We start from the raw sequence: 26393 nt of genomic DNA on the forward strand, positions 1-26393 counted from the left end.
AGGAGGGTGCGGTGAAGAAAGCGGTCGTGGTCGCGGCAACTCTCGTCGCCGCCCTCGGGCTCGCGGACACCGCGCTGGCCTCGCACGTGGAGCACGACCTCGCGCGCGACGGCGTGGAGGTGGAGGTCAGCGCCGTGCCCTTTGTGTGGTCGGGCATCTCAGGCCGCGTCCCGCGTGTCACCGTGAAGCGCACCGACGCGGACATCCCCGGCCCCGGGGTGGGCACGGTGAGCGTGGAGATGTTCAACCTCAGGCTGGACACGCCTTCGGATGCGCTGCGCGGCGAGGTCGTCGGCGCGGACGCCCGCCTGGTGCGCCGCCGCATCCGCCTCGACGGCGTGGGCTTCGGCGAGCTGCTGGGCATCACGGACCTGGACATGGCCAACCCCTACGACATTTCACCCACCGGCGGCGTGGCCAGCGAGGCGCGCCTGACCGGCACCGCGCCCGGCGCGCGCGAGCCCGCCACCGTGGTGGTGACGCTGCGGCTTGACGACGGCACGTTCCGCATGCGGCCGAGCCAGCTACTCGACGTCGCGGACGGCGACGAACAGGCCGTGCTGGACGGTTTCAGTCTCGACCTGGACACCCGGGAGCTGCCGCTCGGCGGGCCCGCGGACCTGGTGCAGCTTCGCGGGGGCTCGCTCGAGCTGTCCCGCGACCGGGTAAACACCGTGGTGGAGCCGGCGGATCTGGAGCCGTTGGCGGGAGCGTCTACGCTGGGGCAGCATGACTGATCAAAACAAACTCAACGGCAACGACGCTGTGAACCTCGCGGCGGAGCAGTCCAAGAACACCGCGCACCGCAACATCCCGGAGCTGGGCTTCGAGGACATGCCGCTCGCGGCGGACACCGCAAACCTGCGCTACGGCCCCTCGCTTCACGACGGCCTTCTGGCCCTGCTGCCGCTCGTCGGCGTGTGGACCGGCTCCGGCCAGGCCAACGACCCGTCCGACCCGGAGGGCGATGAATACGCCTTCGGCCAGCAGCTCGTCGTCTCCCACGACGGCGAGAACTACCTGCGCTTCGAGTCCCGCATCTGGCGCCTGGATTCCGAGGGCAACGCCACCGGCGCGGACCAGCGCGAGGTGGGGTTCTGGCGCATCTCGCTCAAGGACGAGATTGAGGTGACGCTGACGAACTCCCGCGGTTTGGTGGAAATCATGTACGGCGGCCTGGTCAACGAGCGCGCGTGGCAGCTCACCAGCGCCTCCACCATCGCCACGGAGACCGGCCCGGCGGCCCACGGCCCAGGCAAGCGCCTCTACGGCCTGATGCCCAACAACAACCTGGGCTGGGTGGACGAGCGTGCCGTCGACGGCGAGATGGTGCCCTACATGTCCGCCGAGCTCAAGCGAGTGGCGGGCTAAGCTATCGCGTCTTCAATGAGCTGCCTGATCTCCGACGCGTTGTCGGGGGCGGGCAGCTTTTCGCCGTCGAGACGCTTCACGCGCGCGGCGATGCGGGTGGAGCTGACCAGCCAGACGGACTCGGCTTTCAGCAGCTCGCCCAAGTAGATGTCCTTGGCCTTGCACTTCCAGCCGAGCTTTTCCGCGTGCTCGAAGACGGCGGCCTGGGTGGTGCCGGCCATCACGCCCGCGCCCGGGGCCGGGGTGCGCAGGCGGCCGCCCTTTTTCACCATGAGCACGCTCGACGTCGCGCCTTCGAGCACGCGCCCGGTCTCCGGGTCGATGTAGATGATGTCGTCCGCGCCCTGCTCCCCCGCCCAGCGCAGCGCCGCCATGGTCAGCGCGTAGTTCAGCGTTTTCGCGCCGTCGCGCATCCACGGCACGTCCAAGTCGATGGCGTAGCCGCGCGGGGTGGTCAGCACGCTCACCCCGCGTTCGCGCTGGCGCAGCACGTTCTCCGGCAGCGGCCGCACCGTGATCCAGGCGGTGGGCACCCCGGTGGTTTCGCGCCCGCGGGTCATGGTCCAAGTAACCTTCGCCTCGATGTCTGCGGCATCCCCGCGCTCACGGCAGTAGTCGGCCACGGCCTCCTCGGTCGCGCGAATCCAGTGCTCCCGGCCCGGCTCGGGCAGGCCCAAAAGCTCCGCGGAACGTACAAAGCGTTTGAAGTGCTTGCCCAGGTTTCGCGGCTTTCCCCCGCGCACCAGGATGGATTCGAAGATGCCGTCGCCGCGGGTGACGGCCGCGTCGTCCCAGAACACGTGCGGCATGTTCGGGTTCTGGCGCCGCACCGAGCCGCCGAACGGCTCCACCAGGTAGATCACGGGCGCGGGCGTTAGCTGGGGAAAAACCATAGTGGCCCTATGATAGGCGCCCATGGGTTACGCATCGGAGCTTTTGACACGTCCCGGCGCACAGGAGCTGCCCGGGGCCTCGCTTCTCGACGCCAAAGGGGTCCCCTGGCACTACGGCAACCCCCTGGTGGAGCAGCGCATCACCGAGCCGACGCTGGTGGACCGCTCCCACCGCACCGTTATCGCCGTCTCCGGGCCGGACGCGCCGGCATTCCTCAACAACCTGCTCTCGCAGAAGCTGGATGACGCCGCCGACGGCTTCGCCGCTGCCGCCTTGGACCTGGACGCGCAGGGCCGCATCCTGCACCACGCCGATGTGGCGGTGGCCGGCGGCGTCTACTACTTCGACCTGCCGTCCTACCAGCGCGAATCCTTCGTGGACTTCCTGCGCAAGATGGTGTTCTGGTCCGAGGTGACCATCGAGGAGCCGGACCTGGCGGTGCTGACCATCCTGGGCCCGGTGGCGCAGCCCGACTTCCGCCAGGTGTTCACCCGCCGCCTGGACGGCTGGGGCGGGATCGGCCGCACCGACATCGCGGTGCCGAAGGCCCGGATCGCCGAGGTCGCGGACCAGTTCCCGCTTGCGGGCCTGATGGCGTTCACCGCCTATCGCGTCGCCGCCGGCGAGCCGGAAACGCGCGCGGACTTGGACGAGAAGTCCATCCCACACGAGGCGCCGAACCTGATCAACCGCGGCGAAAATATCCGCGCCGTCCACCTGGAAAAGGGCTGCTACCGCGGGCAGGAAACCGTCGCGCGCGTGGAGAACCTGGGCCGCTCCCCCAGGCTGCTGGTCAAGCTGCAGCTGGACGGCTCCGCCCCGTCCGAGCCGGAGATCGGCGCCGAGATCACCGCCGGCGGGCGCAAGGTGGGCAGGCTCGGCACCGTTGTGCACGACGCGGACGAAGGCCCGGTCGCCCTCGCGCTGGTGAAGCGTTCGGCGCTACAGGCGCCGCTGGATATCGGCGGCACGGCGGCGTCGGTGGACCAGTCGTCCCTGCCGGCAGATGAGGGCGACCACGCGGGACGCCGGGCCGTCGATAGGCTGAGGCGCGGACCTGAGAGCCGGCTATAAAAGCTTTTCAGACCCCCAAAGCGCATTTTTTCTGAGTGCAAGCTATAGTGTCCTACAGGAAAATATCGTAAATAAGTATGAGGCCGCCTCTTTAGAAGGCCGCCCAAGAACCACCTCAAGGGGGTCACGCCATGGGCCGCGGACGCGCAAAAGCCAAGCAGACCAAGGTTGCTCGCCAGCTGAAGTACAACACTCCTGAAATGGACCTGGATTCCCTGCAGCGAGAGCTTGCAGGCCAGGCCCCGCGACGCAGCTGGGACGACGACGAGGCAGAGGTGGACGACCAGTACGCGGAGTACGCGGACTGGGACGACGAGGACGACGACCGCTAGTCCACCACCTCAATGTAAAAGCACCCCTTACCGGGGTGCTTTTTACGTATTCCTAGTACTGCGGGTGCGAGCCGGTGAGCACCGCGCGGGCAGTATCGCCCTCGCCCGCGGCGCGGACCTCGCCGAGATCCCACGCGTCGATGTGGCGCGCCGCCAGGATGGCCAGGGCGCGGTCCCGGTCCTCCGGGCTGACGATGGCCACCATGCCGACGCCCATGTTGAACGTCTTCTCCATCTCCTCGTCCGGAACCTGGCCGACGGACTTGATGGTGCGGAAGATCGGCCCCGGGGTCCAGGTGGTGCGGCGCATCTCCGCCACTAGCCCCTCGGGGATGATGCGCTCCATGTTGCCGGCCAGGCCGCCTCCGGTGACGTGGCAGAACGTGCGCACCTCGCACTCTGCGGCCAACGCCAGGCAGTCCAGGGCGTAGATGCGGGTCGGCTCGAGCAGCTCCTCGCCGAGGGTGCGGCCCAGCTCCTCCATCTCCGCGTCCAGGGGCAGCCCGGCGCGCTCCAGCAGCACGTGGCGGGCCAGGGAGTAGCCGTTGGAGTGCAGTCCGGAAGACGCCATGGCGATGATGGAGTCGCCCTCGCGAACCTTGTCCGGGCCGAGCAGCTCTGCGGCCTCGACTACGCCGACGGCGGTGGCGGACACGTCGTACTCGTCCGGCTCCATCACGCCCGGGTGCTCAGCGGTCTCGCCGCCGAGCAGCGCGCAGCCGGCTTGGACGCAGCCCTCGGCGATGCCGGAGACAATCTCTGCGACCTTTTCGGGCACGACCTTGCCGATGGCGATGTAGTCCTGCAGGAACAGTGGCTCGGCGCCGCAGACGACCAGGTCGTCCACGCACATGGCCACCAGGTCGATGCCGATGGTGTCGTGCTTGTCCATGGCCTGCGCCACGGCGAGCTTGGTGCCCACGCCGTCGGAGCCTGCGGCCAGCAGCGGTTCCTTGTACTTGCCCAGGGCAAACAGGCCGGCGAAGCCGCCCAGTCCGCCGCGGACCTCCGGGCGGGTTGCGCGCTTGGCGTGCGGGGCGAAAAGTTCCACGGCCTTGTCGCCGGCCTCGATGGACACGCCGGCGGCTTCGTAGGAAACCGGATTCTGTTCAGTACTCATTTAGGCTTCTGCACCTTTCTGGATGCGTCGGACAAGGTCGGCGTTGGGGTTGCCCTCCGGCAGGCCCAGTGGGTAATCGCCGGTGAAGCAGGCCGCGCAGAGGTTTTCCTTGGGCTGGTTCGAGGCGGCGATCATGTCGTCGATAGGCACGAATGCCAGCGAATCCGCCCCGACCATCGTGCGAATGGACTCGGCGACCGCCTCGTCCGAATCGGTGCGGCCGTGGTTGGCAATCAGCTCGCCCGGGCTGGCGAAGTCGATGCCGTAGAAGCACGGCCATTTCACCGGCGGCGAGGCGATGCGCACGTGCACCTCCGCCGCGCCCGCCTCCCGCAGCATGCGGATCAGCTTGCGCTGCGTGTTGCCGCGCACGATGGAATCGTCCACCACCACGAGCTTCTTGCCCTCGATGACCTCGCGCACCGGGTTGAGCTTTAAGCGCAGGCCCAGCTGGCGCAGGGTGTCGGAGGGTTGGATGAACGTTCGGCCCACGTAGGCGTTTTTCATCATGCCCTGCTTGAACGGGATGCCGGCCGCCTCCGCGTAGCCGATGGCGGCGGGGGTGCCGGACTCCGGCACGGGCATGACCAGGTCCGCCTCCACCGGGCTCACCTTGGACAGGCGGCGGCCGATCTCGATGCGGGAGGCGTTGACGGTCTGGCCGTCGATGACGGAGTCGGGCCGCGCCACGTAGACGTACTCGAACACGCAGTGCGCCTTCGGGGTCTCGGCGAAGCGTTCGGAGTGCACGCCGGACTCGTCGATGGCGACCATCTCGCCCGGCTCGATGTCGCGCACGAAGGAGGCGCCGACGATGTCCAGGGCGCAGGTCTCGGAGGCGACCACCCAGCCGCCGTCGAGGCGGCCCAACGACAGCGGGCGCACGCCGTGCGGGTCGCGCGCGGCGTAGAGCGTGTGGCCGTCGGTGACCATGAAGCAGAAGGCGCCTTTGACGCGGGGCAGGAGTTCACGTGCGGCGTCGAGAAGCGTCTTGCCCTCGGTGACCAGATCGGCCAGCAACGCAGAAACCACCGCGGTGTCCGAGGACGAGCCCTGGCCGTTCACCCCGGCCGGCGGGATGAGCTTCTTCGCAATCGCCTCGTTCTGCAACTCCACGTAGTTGACCAGGTTGCCGTTGTGCGCCAGCGCGATGTCGGTGCCGTTGGGCGAGGTGCGGAACATCGGCTGGACGTTCTCCCACGAGTTGCCGCCGGCCGTGGAGTAGCGGGTGTGGCCGATGGCCACGTCGCCCTGCAGCGCCTCCAGTGCGGGTTCGTCGAAGACCTGGCTGACCAGACCGGTGTCCTTGAACACCACCAGCTTGTCCGGGTCTCCCACCGCGATGCCCGCGCCTTCCTGGCCGCGGTGCTGCAGCGCGAACAGGCCGAAGTAGCTCAGCTTGGCCACGTCCTCACCCGGCGCCCAGACGCCGAACACGCCGCACTCGTCGCGCGGGGTGTCGCTGTCGATGTCGAAGTCCTGACTTGGTTTAGGGCTCTCCGTAAACACGCCCCTCACTGTATCCGAGTCCACTCAGCGCAGCGCAATCACGGGAAGACCGACAGCAATCTCGGCGGCGCGGGACCCGGAGGCGTCGATAGTCCCCCGCTGCAGCTCCTCGTCGAAACTGGTCAGCCCGGTGGCGAGCCGCAGCCACGTCTCCGGTTTCATCTCCACCACGTTCGGCGGGGTGCCGCGCGTGTGCCGCGGCCCCTCGACGCACTGCACCGCCACAAACGGCGGCACGCGCAGCTCCACCGAGTGGCCCGGAAGTTCCTCGGCGAGGGTGCGCGCGGTGCGCCTGCAAGCATTTGCAAGCTCGCTTCTCGACGGCTCCGCTGCCCCACCCTCCAGCCACCCAGCCACCTGCTGGATCGCCTCACGTGTCAGCGCCGGGTCTTGTTTCTGCACCATGACGCCCCATATTAAGGTGGCCCCATGCCGAATACCCCCGTCGCCGCCGAGCGCTCCCCATCCGTGACCCTGCGATTCATGGCCTCCCCCACCGACGTGCTGCACCACGGCGCCCAAGGTGTCTCCGGCGGCCGCGTGCTGGAGTGGATCGACAAGGCAGCGTATGCCTGCGCCGCGCAGTGGTCCGCCACCTACTGCGTCACCGCGTACGTCGGCCACATCCACTTCACCCGCCCCATCCCCTCGGGCCACATCGTGGAGGTGCGCTCCCGCATCGCCATGACGGGGCGGTCCTCCATGCACATCGTCAACGAGGTGCTCTCCGCCGACCCCCGCGAGGGCGTGTTCACCCGCGCCTGCGACTGCCTGGTGGTCTTCGTGGCCAAGGACCCGGACACCGGCAAGTCCATGGCGGTGCCGTCGTTTGTGCCGACCGACGACGAGGAGCGCCGCGTCGCCGAGGCCGCCGAGTCGCGCATCGGTCTGCGCAAGGCGATCGAGGAAGAAATGGAGGCGCAGACCTACACCGACGACTCCACCGCGCCGCGCATCGTGCACCGCTTCATGGCTAAGCCCACCGACGTGAACTGGGGCGGCAACGTCCACGGCGGCACCGCCATGGAATGGATCGACGAGGCCGGCCTGGCCTGCACCATGGAGTGGTCCGGCGAGCGCACCGTGGCGGTCTACGCCGGCGGCATCCGCTTCTATCACCCGGTGCACATCGGCGATTTGATCGAGGTGGACGCGCGCATCACCCGCACCGACTCGCGCTCCATCCACACGTCGGTGCACCTGCGCGCCGGCGACCCGCGCGGCGGGCGGGACAACCTGAAGGACGCCATCCACGCCACGTTCACGTACATCGGCATCGACATTGACGGCAACCCCCTGCCGGCGCGCAAGTTCACCCCGGTCACCGAGGAGGACCAGCGCCTCTGGGAGCACACGCAGACGCTGAAGGACCTGCGCGGGCAGTATGAGCCGGTGCCGCTGGTCAAGCCGCTGCCGCCGGTGCAGCGCACGTCCTAGGTCTTTTCGCACCCGTATAAGCGTTTGGGGAATGTGGCAAATATTTGCCGCATTCCCCAAACGCTTAATTGGTGGTCGCGCTACACCGCCGCGTTCGGCGCCGTTGCGGCCGCGAAGTGCGACGGCATGGTCGCCGCCCACGCGCCGGCGAGCTCCGCCACCTGGATCTCCTGCCCAGCCACGCGCAGCACACCGTCGTCAGTGGTCTCGCCCAGCACTGCGACCGGGATGCCCGCGGAGTTCGCGCGCTCCACGGCTGCTTCTGCGCGGTCGCTGGTCACGGCGACCAGGACGCGGGAGGCGGACTCGGAGAACAGCGCGGTGAACGCGTCGGCGTGCACGCCGTCCAGGTTCAGCTCCGCGCCCTTGTCGGAGCCGAGCAGCAGCTCGAACACCGCCTGGGACAGGCCGCCCTCGGACAGGTCGTGCGCAGCCGCGATGCCGGCGGCGTTGCCGGCGAAAAACTCCGCTAGGCGCGCCTCGTTGGCCAGGTCCACCTGCGGCGGAAGGCCGGCCAGGCCCGCGCCGGAGATGTCCTGCCACACGGAGCCGCCGAACTCGTCCTTGGTCTCGCCGAGCAGGATCAGGGTGTACTGCTCGTCCGTGGACGGCAGCGCGTGCGGGATGGCCTTCTCCACGTCCTCCATCACGCCCAGCACGCCGACCACGGGGGTGGGCAGGATCGGCGTCTCGCCGGTCTGGTTGTAGAACGACACGTTGCCGCCGGAGACTGGGATGGCGAGTTCAGCGGAGCCGTCGGCAAGCCCGTGCACTGCCTCGCGGAACTGCCACATCACATCCGGGTTCTCTGGGGAGCCGAAGTTGAGGCAGTTGGTCACGGCGACCGGGGTGGCGCCGGTGACGGCGACGTTGCGGTACGCCTCCGCGAGCGCGAGGCGCGCGCCCATGTTCGGGTCGAGGTAGGTGTAGCGGCCCGACGCGTCAGCGGAGACGGCCACGCCGCGGTTGGTTTCCTCGTTGATGCGCAGCACGCCGGAGTTGGAGTACTTGGCCTGCACGGTGTTGCCGCGCACGTAGCGGTCGTACTGCTCGGTGATGAAGTCGCGGGAGCACAGCGCGGGCGATGCGACCATCTTCAGCCATGCGTCCTTGATGTCGCTCTGCTTCTCGACGTCACCTCCGGCCTGCACACCATCCAGCCAATCCGGACGCGCGTAGGGACGCTCGTAGACCGGGCCCTCGTCGATGGTTGACGGCGGGGCGTCCACAACGAGCTCGCCCTTGTGGAACACCTGCAGGCGGTCCTCGTCCGAGGTGACCTCGCCGATGACGGACGCGAGCACGTCCCACTTGGCGCACATCTCCATGAAGCGGTCCACATCCTCCGGCGCCACAACCGCGCACATGCGCTCCTGCGACTCGGAGGCGAGGATCTCCGCGGCGGACATGTTCTCCGCGCGCAGCGGGACGTTGTCCAGGTTGACGGTCATGCCGCCGTCGCCGGACGCCGCGAGCTCGGAGGTGGCGCAGGACAGGCCGCCGCCGCCCAGGTCCTGGATGCCCTCGACCACGCCGGCGGCGTAGAGCTCGAGGCAGCACTCGATGAGGACCTTCTCCGCGAACGGGTCGCCCACCTGCACGGCCGGCAACTTGCGCTCCTCGCCCTCCTCGAAGGTGGCGGAGCCCAGCACGGACACGCCGCCGATGCCGTCGAGGCCGGTGCGGGAGCCGAACAGGATGACCTTGTTGCCGGTGCCGGAGGCGAACGCCAGGTGGAGGTCCTCCACCTTCAGCGTGCCCACGCACAGAGCGTTGACCAGCGGGTTGCCGGCGTATGCGGGATCGAAGACGGTCTCGCCGCCGATGTTGGGCAGGCCCAGGCAGTTGCCGTAGCCGCCGATGCCGTGGACGACGCCCGGCAGGACACGTTTGGTGTCTTCAGCGTCGATAGGCCCGAAGCGCAGCTGGTCCATCACAGCGATCGGGCGCGCACCCATGGCCATGATGTCGCGGACGATGCCGCCGACGCCGGTGGCCGCGCCCTGGTACGGCTCCACGAAGGAGGGGTGGTTGTGGCTTTCCACGCGGAAGGTCACCGCGTCGCCGCCGCCGATGTCCACCACGCCGGCGTTCTCGCCGATGCCGGCGAGGATCTTCGACGCCATCTCCTCGGTCATGGTCTGGCCGAAGTAGCGCAGGTGCGTCTTGGAGGACTTGTAGGAGCAGTGCTCGGACCACATCACGGAGTACAGCGTCAGCTCCGCGTCAGTAGGCCTGCGGCCCAGAATGGCCTTGATCTTGGCGTACTCGTCGTCCTTCAGCCCCAGCTCGACGTACGGCTGCTCAAACTCCGGGGTGCCGAAGGCGTTGTCGACGGTGTCGTTGTGCACAGTCATTTCTTCTCTACGCTCCGATCTTCGAAATCGCGTCGATGGCGGAAGTGAACAGGCCGAGACCGTCCGTGGACGGACCGGTCAGCGTCTCAATGGCGTGCTCCGGGTGCGGCATGAGACCCACCACGCGGCCGGTCTCGTTAGTCACGCCGGCGATGCCGTTGACGGAGCCGTTGAAGTTATCCGTGTAGCGGAACACCACACGGCCCTCCTTCTCCAGCGCCTCAATGGTCTCCGGGGCGGCCTGAAAACGGCCTTCGCCGTGCTTGGCGGGCACATAGATGCGCTCGCCCAGCTGGCTGGTCCACGCGGTGGAGGTGTTTTCCACCTCGAGGTAGGTGTCCACGCAGTGGAAGTTCAGGCCCTGGTTGCGGGTCAGCGCGCCCGGCAGCAGGCCAGTCTCGGTGAGGATCTGGAAGCCGTTGCAGATGCCGAGCACCGGCATGCCCTTCTTCGCAGCCTCAACGACGGCGCCCATCATCGGCGCCTGCGCGGCGATCGCGCCGGAGCGCAGGTAATCGCCGTAGGAAAAGCCACCCGGGACGACTACCGCATCCACGCCGGTGAGGTCATTGTCCGCGTGCCACAGCTGGCGCGGTTCGGCGCCGGCGAGACGGACGGCGCGCAGCGCGTCGACGTCGTCAAGCGTGCCCGGAAAAGTAATGACTCCGATAGTTGCGCTCATCGCACAACCTCGAAGTCCTCGATAACGGTGTTAGTCAGCAGCGTTTCAGCCATGCGCTTCAGCTCGGCGTCGGAGACCGAATCATCCACCTCAATTTCGAAGCGCTTGCCCTGGCGGACGTCAGTCACCCCCTCGACTCCGATCCGGCCCAGTGCGCGGAGCACCGCCTGACCCTGCGGATCAAGAATTTCGGCCTTGGGCATGACATTGACGACGACTCGTGCCATGAGAATCCTTCACGTTTCGGGAGGTTGATGGACCTTTGCGGTACGCGCGTCAGTATATCGGACGCCCCGACACGGCCCGAAACCCTAGCTGACCGGCAAAAAGTGAACGAATGGTGAATTCTCAGAAAATCCTGCCATCTCGCCAAGCGCACTCTGAGAAGAACAGTTAGTTTGATTTTGCTATTACCCATCTTCCCTTCAGTTTCTCCCGAGAGGTCCCCATGTCCACTTCCCGCAAGAGCCTCGGTGCCGCGTTCGCAATCGCGTTGGCCGCAGGCACCGTTTCAGTCGTCGCACCGACTGCGTCTGCAGCCCCCGACGGTTCCAATGTCGTCATCAACGAGGTCTACGGCGGTGGCGGTAACAGCCGTTCCCTCTACTCCAATGACTTCGTGGAGTTGTACAACCCGACCGACAACGACATCGACGTCACCGGCTGGTTCGTGGACAGGTACTCAGCCGCAGGGAACATTCAGCAGTCCGTAGAACTCAGTGGCACGGTTCCAGCGGGCGGGTACTTCCTTATCCAAGGCAAGATGGGCGCAAACGCTACCGGTGCGCTTCCCACGCCGGACCTGGTCGCAGATACCCTCGACTTCGGTGCAAAGGGAGCCATTGCAGCTCTCCGGAACGGAGACACCGAAATCGACCGCGTCGGTTGGGGTAGTGCTTCCGCATACGAGGGCCGCCCTGCCCGCGCTACTGCGAACGAGACCTCCATTCAGCGCAAGGAAGTCGGAGTCGACACCGATAACAACGCAGACGACTTCATCGTTGCAGCACCAACGCCGAACAGCTCCGGCAATGGCCCGGCAGAGCCCACTCCGACGGATCCGGATCCGACGGACCCAGTGGAGCCGGGCGATCCGAAGCCTGAAGGCGAAATCACTCCGATTGCTGAGATCCAGGGCACCGGCGCAGAGTCACCCCTGCAGGGCAAGACGGTGACCACCGAAGGCGTCGTCACGGCTGTGTACGACGAGGGCGGGAAGAACGGTTTCTTCCTGCAGACCGCAGGCTCTGGCGGGCAGCCGAAGAACCCGGGCGACGCGTCGGAAGGCATCTTCGTCTACATGAATGAGCGAACCGATTACCCCAAGCTCGGCGATTCCCTGCAGGTCACCGGCAAGGTAAGCGAATACTACGAACAGACGCAGATCACAGCGGCAACAATTGTGACGCTTGCGGAGGCACTCGAGGCTCCAAAGGCCATCGAAATCGACGTTCTCCCCGCCGGCAACGACGCCCGCGAGCCGTACGAAGGCATGATCGTGCGCCCCAAGGGACCGTACACGGTGACCAACAACTACACACTGAACAAGCATGGCGAACTTGGACTCGCCCCCGGGAATCTCGCACACCGCACGCCTACCGACGTCACCACGCCTGGCGCCGAGGCACAGAAGCTGCAGGCAGAGCAGGATGCTGAGGTCGTTTACCTCGACGACGGTCGCACCCGCGATTACCTCCAATCTGACCAAAGCACGCCACTGCCGTACATCGCCACCTCGGATCAAGGCATTAAAACCATCCGCACCGGTGACCAAGTGGAATTCCAGACCGACGTTGTGGTGGACTATTCATTTAGCCAGTGGCGCTTCCAGCCGCTGCAGCCGATCACCGGCAAGAACGCTACCGAAGAACTCCCCATCACGTGGGAGGATTCGCGCGCGAAGGCGTACACCGACATCGACAACGTTGAGGGCGATTACTCAATCGGCTTCTTCAACGTGTTGAACTATTTCTCGACCTTGGGCAAGGACGTGTCCAAGTGTGGGTCACACAGCAACATGTATGGTGACCCCGTTGCGGCCAAAAAATGCAAGGTCCGTGGTGCATTCACCCAAGAAGCTTTCCAAGATCAGCAGTCGAAGATCGTCACCGCTATCAATAAACTCGACACCGACGTACTCGGACTTTCCGAGATCGAGAACACCTACGGCGTGACCGGCGATAAAACTCGCCGGGACGAAGCACTGCAGAACCTGGTCGATGCACTCAACGAGAAGGAACCGGGCAAGTGGGATCTTGTGAAGTCCCCGCAGAAGCTGGGCACCGACGAAGATGTTATCCGCGTCGCTTTCATCTATCAGCCGTCGAAGGTGAAGCCGGTCGGCGAATCCATCATTTTTGATGATGCCGCATTCACAAAGACTGCCCGCCAACCGCTGGCCCAAGAGTTCGACACCGTCGGCAACGACGAGGACAAGAATTTCGTGGCAGTGGTCAACCACTTCAAGTCGAAGGGCTCACTGGCCAATGACGACAAGAAGAATGAGGACAAGGGTGACGGTCAGGGCAGCAACGCGGACGTCCGCACCGCGCAGTCCAACGCCCTTCTTAAGCACCTCGCCGCTCAGAACCAGTGGACTGATCTGCCAACTTTCCTCGTCGGTGACTTCAACGCGTACACCAAGGAAGACGCGATTACTGAGCTCGTCAACGGTGGTTTCAACGTCGTACAGTCTGAAAGGGACTTCGATCAGGCGTCCTACCAGTTCGGCGGCGGTTTGGGCTCTCTCGACCACGTCCTGGCCAACGCTGCAGCTATGGAGTTGGTCAGGGACTCCGTGGTGTGGAACATCAACGGTGACGAGCCGTTAGCGTTCGAGTACTCGCGCCGCAATTACAACGCTCAGGACTTCTACGGCGACGGCGCTGACCCGATCTATGGCGCTGGCAACCCGTTCCGTTCCTCCGACCATGACCCGGTGAAGGTCGGCTTCGGTGTCAAGCTCAAGGACGAAGAGGACGCGGACAAGTTCGATCCCCAGGCCGGCGAGGAAGTTACCGTCGAGCAGAGCGCCGAGCTTCCCGACGCCAAGTCTGTGATCACCGGTGCAGACAAGCTGCCGGAGGGCACCACGTTCGAATGGAAGTCCCCGGAGAACACCGACACGGTTGGCGATGGTCAGAAGGGTGAGATCACCGTCACCTACCCAGACAAGAGCACTGACACCGTTGAGGTCGTCGTCAATGTCACGCCGGTGGACGATGAGGAAAAGCCCCGTTACATCGTGAAGGCTGAGGTGAACGACGCTGGCGAGCTGGTTGTGACCTACGACAACGGCGATACCGAAAACCTCGGCAAGGTCACTGGCGAGGACGGTACCGATGGCGAGCAAGGCCCGAAGGGTGACAAGGGCGACACCGGCGCACCTGGCAAGGACGGCAAGGACGGCGCCGACGGCAAGCAGGGCCCGAAGGGCGACAAGGGCGACACCGGCGCACCTGGCAAGGACGGCAAGGACGGCGCCGACGGCAAGCAGGGCCCGAAGGGCGACAAGGGCGACAAGGGCGACAAGGGCGACACCGGCGCACCTGGCAAGGACGGCAAGGACGGCGCCGACGGCAAGCAGGGCCCGAAGGGCGACAAGGGCGACACCGGCGCACCTGGCAAGGACGGCGCCGACGGCAAGCAGGGCCCGAAGGGCGACAAGGGCGACACCGGCGCACCTGGCAAGGACGGTCGTGGTGTGAAGTCGTTCGAGGTCAACGACGCGGGACACTTGATCGTTACCTACTCGGACGGTGAGACCGCAGATCTGGGGAAGGTCACTGGCGAGGACGGTGCCGACGGCGAGCAGGGCCCGAAGGGCGACAAGGGCGACACCGGCGCCGATGGCCGCGACGGCAAGGACGGCGTCGATGGCAAGCCGGGCAAGGACGGTGCCGACGGCAAGCAGGGCCCGAAGGGCGACAAGGGCGACACCGGCGCCGATGGCCGCGACGGCAAGGACGGCGTCGATGGCAAGCCGGGCAAGGACGGTGCCGACGGCAAGCAGGGCCCGAAGGGTGACAAGGGCGACACCGGCGCCGATGGCCGCGACGGCAAGGACGGCACCGCAGGCACCGACGGTCGAGGCATCGCCGAGGCTGCCGTCAACAAGAACGGCGAGCTTGTCCTCACCTACACCGACGGCGAGACCCAGAACTTGGGCCGTGTTGTTGGTACTGACGGTGCTGACGGTAAGGACGGCAAGGACGGCGAGAAGGGCGCAGACGGTGCTGATGGTCGCGACGGCCAAGACGGCAAGCCGGGCAAGGACGGCAAGGACGGCGAGAAGGGTGCCGATGGCGCCGACGGCAAGGATGGCAACGACGGCGCTAACGCCCCGGCTGGCGAGGGCTCCAGCGTGAGTGACCGCTGCCTGCCGTCCGTGGGCATCATGGCGCTGCCGCTGCTGGCGCTGATCCCGCTCGGTCTGGCTGCAACCATGGACATCCCGGCGCTGGCGCCTGTAAAGGAGCAGGTCGATGCGGTTGGTGCATCGGTGCAGAACCAGCTGCCGATCTCCCCGGAGATGCAGCAGGCTGCGGGTGTGGCGCTGGCCGTCGCGGCGATCGCCACGCTGGCCACGCTGTGCTCCACCGAGGGTGGCTCCTCCAAGTAAGCGCGTAGGCTCGCGCAGCTAGCCCCGTCCCGGTCGATCCGGGCCGGGGCTTCCTGTTTTGAAAATGGTTTCCAGTAGTGGTTTAATTTCCCTTATGCGCTATCGTTTTCAATACAGTGTTGGTGTGGTGGCTGCGGTGGTGGCCGTAGGGGCGTCGATAAGCAGTTGCTCCACTGAGACCGCGGATAACGCGGAGATTGTCGCCACCACGAACGTGTGGGCAGACGTGGCCTCAGCAGTCACGGGCAGCGACGTGGACGCGATCATCACCGGTGACGCGGTGGACCCCCACCACTTCGAGCCGTCGGCGAAGGACCTCGCGCGCATTAAGGGCGCAAACACCGTCGTGGCCAACGGGGGCGCGTACGACGCCGCCCTCTACACCGCCGCTGAGCAGGACCGCATCATCTACGCGATCCCGCTTCTCGACGAGCACGACCACGAGCATGCCCACGACCACGCGCACATGCCCGACTCCCTGGACGAGCTCGAGCACGCCTGGTTCGCGCCGGAGAAAATCCGCAAGGTCGCAGAAGACGTCGCGGAGCGCACAGGCGGAGACGCGTCAGACGTCAAGCAGCGGATCGATGACATCCAATCCAAGCTCAACGCGGTGCCGCACGTGCACATCGGCATGACTGAGACGATCGCGGCCGGCCTGGTGTGGGGCACGGAGCTGCACGACATCACGCCCGAGGAGTACGTCAAGGCCAGCCTGAACCACCAGGAGCCGTCCGCGGCGGCGGTGGCGGCCTTCCTGGAGCAGATCGAGCGCGGCGAGCTGGACATGCTGTTTGTGAACCCGCAGAGCACCAACAGCGCCACCCAGCGGTTGGCGGATGCGGCGAAGGCGCATAATGTTCCCGTTGTTGAAATTCGGGAGACGCCCCCGGCCGGCCAGAATTTCCTGGACTACTTCGAGGAGATCGTGGGTCAGATCACCGACATCGCAGCCCACGCTGAGCCGACCGGCCACCACCACTAGGAATTGCCAATTTGATCGCTGAGCTTCGCAGCGCCGCCGTCGAACCACTCTGGCGCGACCTCACCCTCACCGTCGAGCCCGGCGAATTCATCGCGGTGCTCGGCCCAAACGGCGTGGGCAAATCCACCCTGCTGGGCACGCTGATGGGCACGCGCAAGCTCAGTTCCGGAGCTGCGAACGTCCACGGGCAGATCGGCTTCATCCCGCAGCAGCACATGTTTCCGAAGGACTTGCCGGTGCGCGGGCGCGACCTTGTTGCGTTGGCGATGGGAAGGCGGGCGAGGCCGGAGGACGTCGATAAGCAATTGGCTTCCGTGGGGGCGCAATCCTTTTCCGAGCGGCGCGTAGGTGTGCTCTCCGGCGGCCAGCAACAGCTGATCCGCCAGGCGCAGGCATTTTCGCAATCGCCGGAGCTTTTGCTTTGCGACGAGCCCCTGCTCTCCCTTGACCCCGCCCGCGCACGCGACACCGTGCAGCGCCTCGCCGAGCACCCCGCGGCCGTGGTGTGCGTGACGCACTCCATCAACCCTGTGCTGGGCGTTGTGGACCGGGTGCTCTACCTCGGCCCGGAAGGCCACGTGGTGGGCAGCGTTGCCGAAGTCATGCGCTCCGAAGTGCTCAGCGAGCTCTACGGCACCCGCGTGGACGTCGTGGAGGTTGACGGACGGATGGTGGTCCTTTGAGTGCGTTTTTAGCAGACACTTCGTACCTGCTCAGCCAGGACTTCGTGCAGACGACGCTTGTGGCGTGCGCGCTTCTGGGAGTGCTGTCCGGGGTGATGGCGCCGCTGATCGTGCTGCGCCAGATGTCATTTTCGGTGCACGCGACCTCGGAGCTCGCGCTCATGGGTGCCTCCGCGGCGCTGCTGTTCGGTCTCAACGTCGGTTTCGGCGCCGTGGCGGGCGCGGTGGTCGCTGCCCTGGTGCTGGCGGCGCTGGGACTGAAGGGCCAGCAGGATTCCGCGGTAGGGGTGGCCATGAGCTTCGGCATGGCCTTGTCTGTGCTGTTCATCCACCTGTATCCAGGGAATTCGAACCGGGCGCTCGCGCTGCTGACGGGCCAGATTGTCGGCGTGTCCGCGCAGAACGTGATGCTGCTGGCAGGCACAACGGTGCTGGTTGCAGGCGCCGTGCTGGTTCTGTGGCGGCCGCTGCTGTTTTCCTCCGCAGACCCCGTGATGGCCGCCGCGTGCGGTGTTCCCGTGCGCACGATGGCGCTGGTGTTCGCGGTACTCGTGGGCATCGCGTCGGCCCAGTCAGTGCAGATTGTCGGCGCGTTGCTGGTGATGTCGTTGCTGATCACCCCGGGGGCGTCAGCCGCTCAGGTGACGGCGAACCCGAAGCTTGCGGTGGTGCTGTCCATCGTGTTCGCGGAAGTCGCGGCCGTAGGCGGGATGGTGCTTTCGCTCGCCCCAGGTATGCCGGTGAGCGTGTTCGTGGCCTTTATCTCCTTCGGGATCTACCTGGTGTGCCGAGTGATCGGCCGGGTACGCGGCTAGCGGTACTCCCTGTAGTCCGCCGGCATAGCGCCCTTTTCCACCGCGGCGGCGGCTGCGGCAAGGAAGTCGCGGCGCACCTTCTTCTGCCCCAGCTCGCGACCAGAGACGGACAAGCGGATCGTGTTGCCCTTCTCCGCGCCGCGCTCGGCGGCCTTGATCACGTTGCGGCGCCACCACTTCGCGGCGCCGTACCCCTCACCCACCGACAAATTTCGCGCCTGGGAAAACTCCCCCCGCTTAATGCGGTAGATGCCCTTCGTGGAGGCAGCGACGGTAAAACCGAACTCGTCGAGCACCTTTAACGTGCCGTCCGACATGCGCCAGCGCGGCGGCGCGAACATATCCAAGTCGAAACCGAGCGCCGACATCTGACGCGTAGCGCCTTTGAGCCGGAGCCTCGCCTCGTGCTCCCCCAAACTGGCAAACTCGCTGCGCCTTCCCTGCACCGGCTGATCGAAGCCGTTGAGCATGAGGGCGCGGCTTTCGAGCTGCTCGGTGAGCCAGGCGCGGGTGCCGTCGTCCTTGGCCAGATGCCACTTTTTGTCAATGTGGGGCGCAACCAGCAGTGAAACCGGCATCCCCTCGCGGTCCAGGTCGCGCACCATACTGGTGACGTCCTCCAACGTCGCGTCGAAGATGGAGGAAATGGAGACAAGCACGCGCCCAGGCATAGGGGAAATTATCGCACACGCAGACAGTCTGCGCCGGGTGAAATTTTCTCGCGCTGTTCGCACACGTGTTCTACATTGTCGGGGCCGTGTCGGACGGGGTTCTACTATGCGTAGCCAAGTGCAAAGAAAGGAGGTGCTCCAGATGAGTGCAGTGCTAGACCAAGCGGTCAACCAAATCGTCGCCGGGCTAAGGTCGCTTGCCGACGTCATGCGGGAACCGGACTCCCTCCACCTCGCCTCCACCCACGTGGCCATGGAGCGCCTCCACGCCTGCCTGCCGTTGCTGTCCAACGCGGACGTCGCGTTCGCCTTCCTCTGCGACCGGGACGGCGCCGGCGCCCTCGTCGGCGCGAACCACGCCGTGGAGTATCTGACACGGAGCTTGGGCTTGTCCCGTCGAGAAGCATTCGCGCTCCTGGAGCAGGGCAAGAAGCTCTACGGCGAACCCGAGGTGCCTGAGCCGGAGCCGAGCGAAAACAAAGAAGACCGCGAACGCAAGGAGCAGGAGGCGGAAGCGCGCCGCAAGAAGGCGCGCGAGGCGCAGGAGCGGGCGCGACGAGCTGCCGAGATGGCCAACGCGGAGAAGAAGCGCATCATCACCGACGCGCTGAAAGACCTCAACGAGCACGCCAACCCCGGCTACCAGGAGATCCTGGCCGAAGCGATGGAGGCGGCCGAGTCCCTCACCGCCGAGGAGCTGCGGAAGTTCGTCCGCGACCAGGTCAAGCGCGCCAACAAGCGCGGGCGCGACTACGACGGCGAGAAGGACCCCCTCGCCGCGTGGAAGAAGCGCGGCATCTGGCTCGGGGAACCGGACGCGGACGGCGGCTCCTATTTCAACGGCTACCTCGACGCCGCATCACGGGCGAAGTTGGAGGCCTGCCTCGCCGCCGGCGACCACATGGGATCCAACATGGAGGGCGAGGACGCGGCCAAACGGGACAGCCGGCGCAAACACCAGCGCCGACTCGACCAGCTCATGAACGTGCTCGACCGCTACGGCGACGCTGCCACGAAGTCCCGGGGCGGCGTGGGCACGGTGGTGATCTCGCTGACCCTCGACGACCTTTTGGAGGCGGACGCCTTCACCGAGTTCCCCACCAACACCTCGGTGTCGCTCACCCCGCTCGATATTGTCCGACTGGGCCTTGCCGGGGACAGCTTCATCCTCCAGCTCGACTCGGCCACCGGCGTCCCGCTATCCCTCGGCCGCACCCGCCTGGCCTCCGTGGAGCAAAAGCTCGTGCTGCTGGCAATGCAGGGCGTGTGCGCCTGGAACGCCTGCACCAAGCCGGGCGTCGAGCTCGAGGCCCACCACCTGGATTCCTACCTCAGTGGCGGGCTCACCAGCATCGACAACCTGGTCCTACTGTGCCGCGAGCACCACATGTGCAACAACGACAACAAAGACGGCGCCGGCAACAAGGGCCACTTCGGCCGCGACCCCGACACCGGCGACGTGCACTACCACCCCGCCAACGGAGATCCGCCGAGGCACACCAGCACCTACCAGTACCGCAACGCGCCTGGTCAGAGGCTTGCTAAAAAGGCGAGGTCACGGCACGGCGGCAATCAAAACCGCCCGCCGGACCCTGCCCTATTCGACCCGGACGGTTAAACCGCCCGTGCCTTCACCAGCGTCCACGCGTACTCGAACGCGGTCTGCTTCCACTTTGCGTAACGGCCGGACACGCCACCGTGGCCTGCGGACATCTCCGTCTTCAGCAGGATCTCGCCTGCGGTGCCCACCTCACGCAGCTTGGCCACCCACTTCGCGGGCTCGACGTAGAGGACGCGGGTGTCGTTCAAGCTCGTCACCGCGAGAATGTCCGGGTAGTCCTGCGCGGTGACATTTTCGTACGGGGCGTACTTCGCCATGTAGTCGTACACCTCAGGGTCATGGTACGGGTCGCCCCACTCCTCCCACTCGCCCACCGTCAGCGGCAGCTCCGGCTTCAGAATGGAGGTCAGCGGATCCACGAACGGCACGATCGCGAGGATGCCGGCGAACTTCTCCGGCGCCATGTTCGCCACCGCGCCCATGAGCAGCCCACCGGCGGAGCCGCCCTCGGCCACCAACTGCTCGTGGGTGGTCAGGCCCAGCTCCACGACGCGGTCGGCGCACGCGATGAAGTCCGTGAAGGTGTTGGTTTTGTGCAGCATCTTGCCGTTGTCGTACCACGCGCGGCCCATTTCGCCGCCGCCGCGCACGTGGGCGCACACCCACACCATGCCGCGGTCGAGCAAACTCAACCGCGACACCGAGAACCCGGGGTCCGTGGATGCCTCGTACGAGCCGTAGCCGTACAGCAGCGCGGGCGCGGGACCCTCGACGCCCTTGCGGCGCACAACCGAAATCGGAACCCGCTCGCCGTCGGGGGCGGTTGCCCACTCGCGGTAAGCTTCGTACTCGTCCGGGTTGTAGCCGCCCTCGACCTCTTTTTCCTTCAGCAGGGTCAGCTCGCCGGTTGCGACCGTGTAGTCCAGCACCTGCGAGGGCTGGGTGTAGGAGGAGTACCCGATGCGCACCACCGGGGCGTCCCACTCCGGGTTGCCGCCGAGGCCGACGGTGTAGAGCTCCTCGGAGAATTCCAGCTCCTTGAACTCGCCGAAACCGCTGTCGAGCGACGCCACGGCCAGCCGCGGGATCCCGCCGCGCCTGTAGGCCATGAACATGAAGTCGCGGTAGGTGTCGATCGCCTCGACGCGCACGGTTTCGGAGTGCTCCACCAGCACGGGCAGTTCCCGCAGGGGAGGCACAGCGCCGACGGGCGTTGTCGCGACGCAAAAGTTCGCTCCGTGGGCGTTGTGCGTGACCACCCACTGCTCTTCGCCGTCGACGACGCAGAAGTCCGGGTGGTACTCGATGCCGGCCTCGCGCTCCCACAGCACCTGGAACTCGCCGGTGGGATCCGCCATGTCGAGCACGCGGTACTCGGAGGTCAGCGAGGACGACGCGATGATCATGAGGAACCGCTCGGCACGGTCCGCGCCCACGCCGACACCGAACTTCTCGTCCGTCTCCTCGTACACCAGCACGTCTTCGGCAGCGGGCGTGCCCAGCTTGTGGCGCCAGATTTGGTGGGGCCGCCAGGCGTCGTCGCAGCGGACGTAGAACAGGTAGTCCTCGCCCGCCCAGGTCGCGCCGTAGAAGAGGCCCTCAAGCTCGTCGTCGAGCAGTTCGCCGGTATCCAAATTCTTGATCCGCATGGTGAAGCGCTCGTCGCCTTCGGTGTCGAAGGAGTACGCGAGCAGGCGCCCGGAGGTGGACACGGACGATGCCCCGAGCGCGAAGAACTCGTGCCCGGCGGCGAGCTCGTTGACGTCGAGAAGCACTTGCTCTCCAGGCATGTCTTCGGTGACCTCGGGCGGGGTCCACGGGTCTTCCGCGGTTGGGATGCGGCAGGAGATGCCGTAGTCCTTGCCCTCGATGGTGCGGCCGTAGTACCAACAGTCGCCCTGGCGCTGCGGCACGGACATGTCGGTCTCTTTGATGCGGGACTTTATCTCGCCGTAGACGTCGTCCACCAGCCCGGACCACGCGGAAGTACGCTCAGACGTATACGCGTTTTCCGCCTCCAGGTGCGCGAGAACTTCGGGGTTGTCCTTGTCACGCAACCACTCGTAGTTGTCCACGAACTCGCGGCCGTGGAATTTGCGGACAATCGGGCGTTTGTCAGCTACGGGTGGGATCATGCATGCTCCCCCGGCCACTCGGAGAAGCGGCGGCCGGAAAGCCGCTCGTACGCCTCGATGTAGCGGTCGCGGGTTGCCTCCACGACGGAGCCGGGCAGCTCCGGCGGCGTGGTGCCTTCCTCCTGGTCCCAGCCGGACTTCGGGCCGGTGAGCCAGTTGCGCACGTATTGCTTGTCAAAGCTGGGCTGGCTGCGTCCTTCTTCGTAGCCGTCAGCGGGCCAGTAGCGGGAAGAATCCGGCGTGAGCACCTCGTCGGCAAGCACGAGCTCGCCGTTTTCATCCAACCCGAACTCGAGCTTCGTGTCGGCGAGGATGATGCCCTTGGTCTCCGCGTAGTCGGCGGCGCGGCGGTACACCTCGAGCGTGGCGTCGCGCAGGCGCTCGGCGAGGTCCGCCCCGAGCTTGCCCGCCATGTGCTCGAAGGTGACGTTGATGTCGTGGTCGCCCTGCTCAGCCTTGGTTGCGGGGGTGAAAATCGGCTCGTCGAGCTTGGACGCCTCGACCAACCCCTCGGGCAGCTTCACGCCGCACACACGGCCGGTGGCGTCGTACTCCTTCTTGCCGGAGCCGGTGAGGTAGCCGCGGGCGACGCACTCGAACGGCACCATGTCCAGCTTCTTCACCACCATGGCGCGACCGAGGACGTCTTCGGGGATACGTTCGTCGTCGATCGGGCCGGCCAGGTGGTTCGGCACGTCGGAAAGCAGGTCGAAGAAGAACATGGAGGTGGCGGTGAGGATCCGCCCCTTGTCCGGGATCGCCGGTTCGAGGGAGAAGTCGAAGGCGGAGATGCGGTCGGTCGCGACCATGAGCAGGGTCTGCTCATCCACCTCGTAGACCTCGCGAACCTTGCCGCCGGAGATGTGTGAGTAATCTGAAAGCTCTGGACGCATGCGCGCTAGTATATGCGCCGTGAAAAACCGCGCTACCGTTGTCCTCCTCCCGCTTCTTCTCGCAGCGTGCACCGCGCCTTCGGAGTTCAGCGGGGAGATGCCGGAGTTTTACCCTTCGCGCGACGGCGCCACATTCCGTTTCGGCCAGACGGGCAAGATCGTCACCGAGGACGTGCGCTACCACGTGCCGGTGCAGTGGGAAGTCAAGGTAGACGAGCCCACCACCACCCGCGCGCCCCGCAGCGCCGAGCACGCCCGCTCCATCGTGTGCTTCCCGGTCAGTTTCACCCCGGTTGCCATCGGCGAGTTCCCCATGGATGTCACGGTCGCCTTGCCGGAGCTTTTGCCTATCGACGGCGACCTCGCCGCCAACGCAGCCGACCCCAATTACTGCGGCGACTGGGACATCACCGGCTACACCGGTGAGCTGGAGGAAAACCGCACCTACACCGGCTATGTGGCCTCCTGGGCGGGCAGCGCCGACCCAGGGATCATCGGCCGCGGCGTCGAGCTCAAGGGCCGCGACACCACCCTCACGTGGAAGTAACTACAGGATGTCGCCCGGGGTGTAGGCGGCGGCCTGCGGATGCGCGTCGACAAGCTTTTGCACCCTCGCGAGCACCCGGTCCACCTGGGACTCGGCCGCGCCGATGAAGGCGTGGCGATCCGAAAGCGACTCCTCCAACTGGGCCTGATCCAGCGGCAGGCGATCGTCGTCCGCGAGGCGCTCCACCAGGTTCTGCTCCGCGCCGCGCTCGCGCATGTCCAGCGCCATGGCGACCGCGTTTTCCTTGATCACCTCGTGCGCCGTCTCGCGGCCCACGCCGGCGCGCACGGACGCCATGAGGATGCGGGTGGTGGCCAGGAAAGGCAGGTAGCGGTCCAGTTCGCGGTTGATCATGGCCGGGAAGGCGCCGAACTCGTCGAGCACGGTGAGCATGGTCTCCAGCTGGCCGTCGATGGCGAAGAACGCGTCCGGCAGCGCCACGCGGCGCACCACGGAGCAGAACACGTCGCCTTCGTTCCACTGCTGGCCGGACAAATCCGCCACCATGGTGAGGTAGCCGCGCAGGATGACCTGGAAGCCGCCGACGCGCTCGCAGGAGCGCGCGTTCATCTTGTGTGGCATGGCGGACGAGCCCACCTGGCCTTCTTTGAAGCCCTCGGTGACGGTCTCGTTGCCGGCCATGAGCCTAATGGTGGTCGCCAGCGAGGACGGGCCCGCGCCCAGCTGCACCAGCGAGGACACGACGTCGAAGTCGAGGGAGCGCGGGTAGACCTGCCCCACCGAATCAAACACGCGGTCGAAGCCGAGGCCGTCCGCGATGCCCTGCTCGAGCTGGGAAAGCTTCTCCTCGTCGCCGCCCATGAGGTCCAGCATGTCTTGCGCGGTGCCCATCGGGCCCTTGATGCCGCGCAGCGGATACCGCTCCAAGAGCCCCTCGATGCGCTCGACCGCAACCAGGATCTCGTCGGCGGCGGAAGCGAAACGCTTGCCCAGGGTGGTCGCCTGCGCCGCCACGTTGTGGGAGCGGCCGGCCATGACCAGGGACTTGTACTCGCCGGCGCGGTTGCCCACGGCCTTCAGCAGCGCGATCGCCTTGTCGCGGGTGAGCTCGAGGGCGCGGCGCACCTGCAGTTGCTCCACGTTCTCAGTCAGGTCGCGCGAGGTCATGCCCTTGTGGATTTCTTCGTGCCCCGCCAGCGCGTTGAACTCCTCGATGCGCGCCTTCACGTCGTGGCGGGTGATCTTCTCCCGGGAGGCGATGGACTCCAGGTCCACCTGGTCGATGACCTTCTCGTAGTCCTCGATCGCGCCCGGCTCCACGGCAACGCCGAGCTCCTGCTGCGCCTTCAGCACCGCGATCCAGAGCTGGCGCTCCAGGATGATCTTGTGCTCCGGGGCCCACAGGGTGGCCATCTCCGGGGAGGCGTAACGGTTACTCAGGACATTCGCGTTATTCGGCTTCACGGCCTTCATCATAGGGAGATCGCTCCTTCGATCGCGGGGCGGGCGATGTCCTTGCGGTAAAACGACCCGGGAAGTTCAATCCCAGCAATGACCTCGTACGCCTCAGCCACGGCTTCCTCAAGCGTTGCGCCCTTGCCGACGACGCCGAGCACGCGGCCGCCGGAGGCAACGTACTCGCCGTCTTCCAACGCAGTACCGGCGTGCAGCACCTTTGTCGGATCGTCCAACGTCTCGCCGGTAATCACCCCACCGGTCTTGGCGGCCTGCGGGTAGCCCTCGGCGGCGAGCACCACCATGGCGGCGAATCCGTCGCGCCACTGCAGCGGCTCCACCTCGCCCAGGCGGCCCTCCGCGACGGCGAGCAGCACGTCCGCCAGCGGGGTCTCCAGTAGCGACAGCACGGCCTGGGTTTCGGGGTCGCCGAAGCGGGCGTTGAACTCCACCACCGCCGGGCCTTCCGGGCCCCATGCGGCGCCGACGTACAGCAGGCCCTGGTACGGGGTCCCGCGGCGCACCATCTCTTCCGCCACCGGGCGCGCAATCGCATCCACGATGGTCTGCACCCCGTCCTCCGGCAGCCACGGCAGCGGCGCGTAGGCGCCCATACCGCCGGTGTTGGGGCCCTCGTCGTTGTCGTAGGCGCGCTTGTGGTCCTGGGCGGGCAGCAGCGGCACCACCGTCTCGCCGTCCACCAGGCAGAACAGTGAAACCTCGGGGCCTTCCAGGAAGGACTCGAACAGCACCGGGTTGCCAGCCCCGATCACCGCCTCCGCGTGCGCTTTCGCCTCGGCGCGGTCCTCGGTGACCACCACGCCCTTGCCGCCCGCCAGGCCGTCGTCTTTGACCACGTAGCGCGGGCCGTACTCGTCCAGCGCGGCCTCAACTTCTTCCGGCTTCTCGACGCGGGTCGCCGACGCGGTCAGCACACCCGCCGTGGCCATCACGTCCTTGGCGAACGCCTTGGATCCCTCGAGCTGCGCTGCGGCCTTCGTCGGACCGAACACCGGCACACCCGCCTCGATGAGCGCGTCCGCCGCGCCCGCCACCAGGGGCACCTCCGGGCCGATCACCACAAGCTCCGCGTCGATCTCGCGGGCTAGCTCCACGATGGCCTGGGGGGAGGAAACGTCGACGGGCCGTACCGTCGCTAGGCGGGACATGCCCGCGTTACCCGGTGCGACCGTGAGATCGTGGCCTTGCATTGCGTTGAGTAGGGCGTGTTCGCGGCCGCCCGAACCGATGACAAGGATGCGCATGCGCCCCAATTTACCGGTAGCGTCG

The 26393-nt window shown here is 66.4% G+C and carries 23 protein-coding genes; 11 read left to right on the forward strand and 12 right to left on the reverse strand.

Going from position 1 to position 26393, the window contains the following annotated elements; genetic code table 11:
* Nucleotides 1-11: 11 nt before the first annotated feature.
* Together O5O53_RS10540 and O5O53_RS10545 are read left to right on the forward strand one after the other, a co-directional pair.
* On the forward strand, nucleotides 12-737 hold the full coding sequence (locus O5O53_RS10540; RefSeq protein ID WP_269511900.1) for an LmeA family phospholipid-binding protein: 726 nt from the start codon (nucleotides 12-14) through the stop codon (nucleotides 735-737).
* Complete coding sequence (locus O5O53_RS10545) at nucleotides 730-1371, forward strand: heme-binding beta-barrel domain-containing protein (protein WP_269511901.1); 642 nt, start codon at nucleotides 730-732, stop codon at nucleotides 1369-1371. The genes O5O53_RS10540 and O5O53_RS10545 overlap by 8 nt, the downstream gene beginning before the upstream one ends.
* On the opposite strand, the gene O5O53_RS10550 is transcribed toward O5O53_RS10545, so the two are convergent.
* Complete coding sequence (locus O5O53_RS10550; RefSeq protein ID WP_269511902.1) at nucleotides 1368-2264, reverse strand: aminodeoxychorismate lyase; 897 nt, start codon at nucleotides 2262-2264, stop codon at nucleotides 1368-1370. The two genes, O5O53_RS10545 and O5O53_RS10550, sit on opposite strands and share 4 nt — an antisense overlap.
* Nucleotides 2265-2286: 22 nt before the next feature.
* Here O5O53_RS10550 and ygfZ point away from each other — a divergent pair, with 22 nt between their 5' ends.
* Both ygfZ and O5O53_RS10560 read left to right on the forward strand, forming a co-directional pair.
* Nucleotides 2287-3339 carry a CAF17-like 4Fe-4S cluster assembly/insertion protein YgfZ gene (ygfZ, locus tag O5O53_RS10555; RefSeq protein WP_269511903.1) on the forward strand — a complete coding sequence of 351 codons (1053 nt, stop codon included), beginning with the start codon at nucleotides 2287-2289 and terminating at the stop codon, nucleotides 3337-3339.
* 131 nt (nucleotides 3340-3470) lie between these two features.
* Nucleotides 3471-3671: a DUF3073 domain-containing protein gene (locus tag O5O53_RS10560; protein WP_181889030.1), complete on the forward strand. Its 201-nt coding sequence runs from the start codon at nucleotides 3471-3473 to the stop codon at nucleotides 3669-3671.
* Between the two features lie 52 nt (nucleotides 3672-3723).
* Here the strand turns inward: O5O53_RS10560 and purM are convergent, their stop codons facing one another.
* From purM to O5O53_RS10575, 3 genes are read right to left on the reverse strand one after another with little or no spacing between them, the layout of a single operon-like run.
* Complete coding sequence (gene purM / locus O5O53_RS10565; protein ID WP_269511904.1) at nucleotides 3724-4791, reverse strand: phosphoribosylformylglycinamidine cyclo-ligase; 1068 nt, start codon at nucleotides 4789-4791, stop codon at nucleotides 3724-3726.
* Entirely contained in the window at nucleotides 4792-6300 is a 1509-nt protein-coding gene (purF, locus tag O5O53_RS10570; protein ID WP_269511905.1) for an amidophosphoribosyltransferase, read from the reverse strand.
* A gap of 24 nt (nucleotides 6301-6324) precedes the next feature.
* Nucleotides 6325-6705 carry a sterol carrier family protein gene (locus tag O5O53_RS10575; protein ID WP_269511906.1) on the reverse strand — a complete coding sequence of 127 codons (381 nt, stop codon included), beginning with the start codon at nucleotides 6703-6705 and terminating at the stop codon, nucleotides 6325-6327.
* Between the two features lie 24 nt (nucleotides 6706-6729).
* Between O5O53_RS10575 and O5O53_RS10580 the strand changes: the two genes are divergently transcribed.
* A complete protein-coding gene (locus O5O53_RS10580) occupies nucleotides 6730-7737 on the forward strand; it encodes an acyl-CoA thioesterase (RefSeq protein WP_269511907.1) in 1008 nt (335 codons plus the stop codon).
* Nucleotides 7738-7817: 80 nt separating this feature from the next.
* Here O5O53_RS10580 and purL read toward each other — a convergent pair whose 3' ends face one another.
* The 3 genes from purL to purS are packed head-to-tail and all read right to left on the reverse strand — an operon-like array spanning nucleotide 7818 to nucleotide 11003.
* Nucleotides 7818-10094: a phosphoribosylformylglycinamidine synthase subunit PurL gene (purL, locus tag O5O53_RS10585; RefSeq protein ID WP_269511908.1), complete on the reverse strand. Its 2277-nt coding sequence runs from the start codon at nucleotides 10092-10094 to the stop codon at nucleotides 7818-7820.
* Nucleotides 10095-10101: 7 nt separating this feature from the next.
* Nucleotides 10102-10776 carry a phosphoribosylformylglycinamidine synthase subunit PurQ gene (purQ, locus tag O5O53_RS10590; RefSeq protein WP_269511909.1) on the reverse strand — a complete coding sequence of 225 codons (675 nt, stop codon included), beginning with the start codon at nucleotides 10774-10776 and terminating at the stop codon, nucleotides 10102-10104.
* Nucleotides 10773-11003: a phosphoribosylformylglycinamidine synthase subunit PurS gene (purS, locus tag O5O53_RS10595; protein WP_181889037.1), complete on the reverse strand. Its 231-nt coding sequence runs from the start codon at nucleotides 11001-11003 to the stop codon at nucleotides 10773-10775. Before purS ends, purQ begins: the two co-directional genes overlap by 4 nt.
* A gap of 221 nt (nucleotides 11004-11224) precedes the next feature.
* On the opposite strand from purS, the gene O5O53_RS10600 reads away from it, so the two are divergent.
* From O5O53_RS10600 to O5O53_RS10615, 4 genes are all read left to right on the forward strand, one after another.
* A complete protein-coding gene (locus O5O53_RS10600; RefSeq protein WP_269511910.1) occupies nucleotides 11225-15397 on the forward strand; it encodes an ExeM/NucH family extracellular endonuclease in 4173 nt (1390 codons plus the stop codon).
* Nucleotides 15398-15491: 94 nt separating this feature from the next.
* Nucleotides 15492-16382 carry a metal ABC transporter solute-binding protein, Zn/Mn family gene (locus tag O5O53_RS10605; protein ID WP_269511911.1) on the forward strand — a complete coding sequence of 297 codons (891 nt, stop codon included), beginning with the start codon at nucleotides 15492-15494 and terminating at the stop codon, nucleotides 16380-16382.
* A gap of 11 nt (nucleotides 16383-16393) precedes the next feature.
* Nucleotides 16394-17065 carry a metal ABC transporter ATP-binding protein gene (locus tag O5O53_RS10610; RefSeq protein WP_269511912.1) on the forward strand — a complete coding sequence of 224 codons (672 nt, stop codon included), beginning with the start codon at nucleotides 16394-16396 and terminating at the stop codon, nucleotides 17063-17065.
* Nucleotides 17062-17880 carry a metal ABC transporter permease gene (locus O5O53_RS10615; protein WP_269511913.1) on the forward strand — a complete coding sequence of 273 codons (819 nt, stop codon included), beginning with the start codon at nucleotides 17062-17064 and terminating at the stop codon, nucleotides 17878-17880. The genes O5O53_RS10610 and O5O53_RS10615 overlap by 4 nt, the downstream gene beginning before the upstream one ends.
* On the opposite strand, the gene O5O53_RS10620 is transcribed toward O5O53_RS10615, so the two are convergent.
* Nucleotides 17877-18551 carry a DUF2334 domain-containing protein gene (locus O5O53_RS10620; protein WP_269511914.1) on the reverse strand — a complete coding sequence of 225 codons (675 nt, stop codon included), beginning with the start codon at nucleotides 18549-18551 and terminating at the stop codon, nucleotides 17877-17879. The genes O5O53_RS10615 and O5O53_RS10620 overlap by 4 nt on opposite strands.
* A 142-nt stretch (nucleotides 18552-18693) precedes the next feature.
* Here O5O53_RS10620 and O5O53_RS10625 point away from each other — a divergent pair, with 142 nt between their 5' ends.
* A complete protein-coding gene (locus tag O5O53_RS10625) occupies nucleotides 18694-20169 on the forward strand; it encodes a DUF222 domain-containing protein (RefSeq protein ID WP_269511915.1) in 1476 nt (491 codons plus the stop codon).
* Here the strand turns inward: O5O53_RS10625 and O5O53_RS10630 are convergent.
* Nucleotides 20166-22247 carry a S9 family peptidase gene (locus O5O53_RS10630; RefSeq protein WP_269511916.1) on the reverse strand — a complete coding sequence of 694 codons (2082 nt, stop codon included), beginning with the start codon at nucleotides 22245-22247 and terminating at the stop codon, nucleotides 20166-20168. The genes O5O53_RS10625 and O5O53_RS10630 overlap by 4 nt on opposite strands.
* Nucleotides 22244-23140 (reverse strand): phosphoribosylaminoimidazolesuccinocarboxamide synthase, encoded by an 897-nt coding sequence (locus tag O5O53_RS10635; protein ID WP_269511917.1) that lies wholly within the window; start codon nucleotides 23138-23140, stop codon nucleotides 22244-22246. Before O5O53_RS10635 ends, O5O53_RS10630 begins: the two co-directional genes overlap by 4 nt.
* A 19-nt stretch (nucleotides 23141-23159) precedes the next feature.
* Between O5O53_RS10635 and O5O53_RS10640 the strand changes: the two genes are divergently transcribed.
* Nucleotides 23160-23687, forward strand: coding sequence for a hypothetical protein (locus tag O5O53_RS10640; RefSeq protein ID WP_269511918.1), 528 nt, complete (start codon nucleotides 23160-23162; stop codon nucleotides 23685-23687).
* Here the strand turns inward: O5O53_RS10640 and purB are convergent, their stop codons facing one another.
* Nucleotides 23688-25124: an adenylosuccinate lyase gene (purB, locus tag O5O53_RS10645; protein WP_437177858.1), complete on the reverse strand. Its 1437-nt coding sequence runs from the start codon at nucleotides 25122-25124 to the stop codon at nucleotides 23688-23690.
* Nucleotides 25121-26368 (reverse strand): phosphoribosylamine--glycine ligase, encoded by a 1248-nt coding sequence (gene purD, locus O5O53_RS10650; protein ID WP_269511919.1) that lies wholly within the window; start codon nucleotides 26366-26368, stop codon nucleotides 25121-25123. Before purD ends, purB begins: the two co-directional genes overlap by 4 nt.
* Nucleotides 26369-26393: the final 25 nt, after the last annotated feature.

Origin of the sequence: Corynebacterium faecium (assembly GCF_027257105.1) — a bacterium.
In the GTDB taxonomy this organism is placed as follows: domain Bacteria; phylum Actinomycetota; class Actinomycetes; order Mycobacteriales; family Mycobacteriaceae; genus Corynebacterium; species Corynebacterium lehmanniae.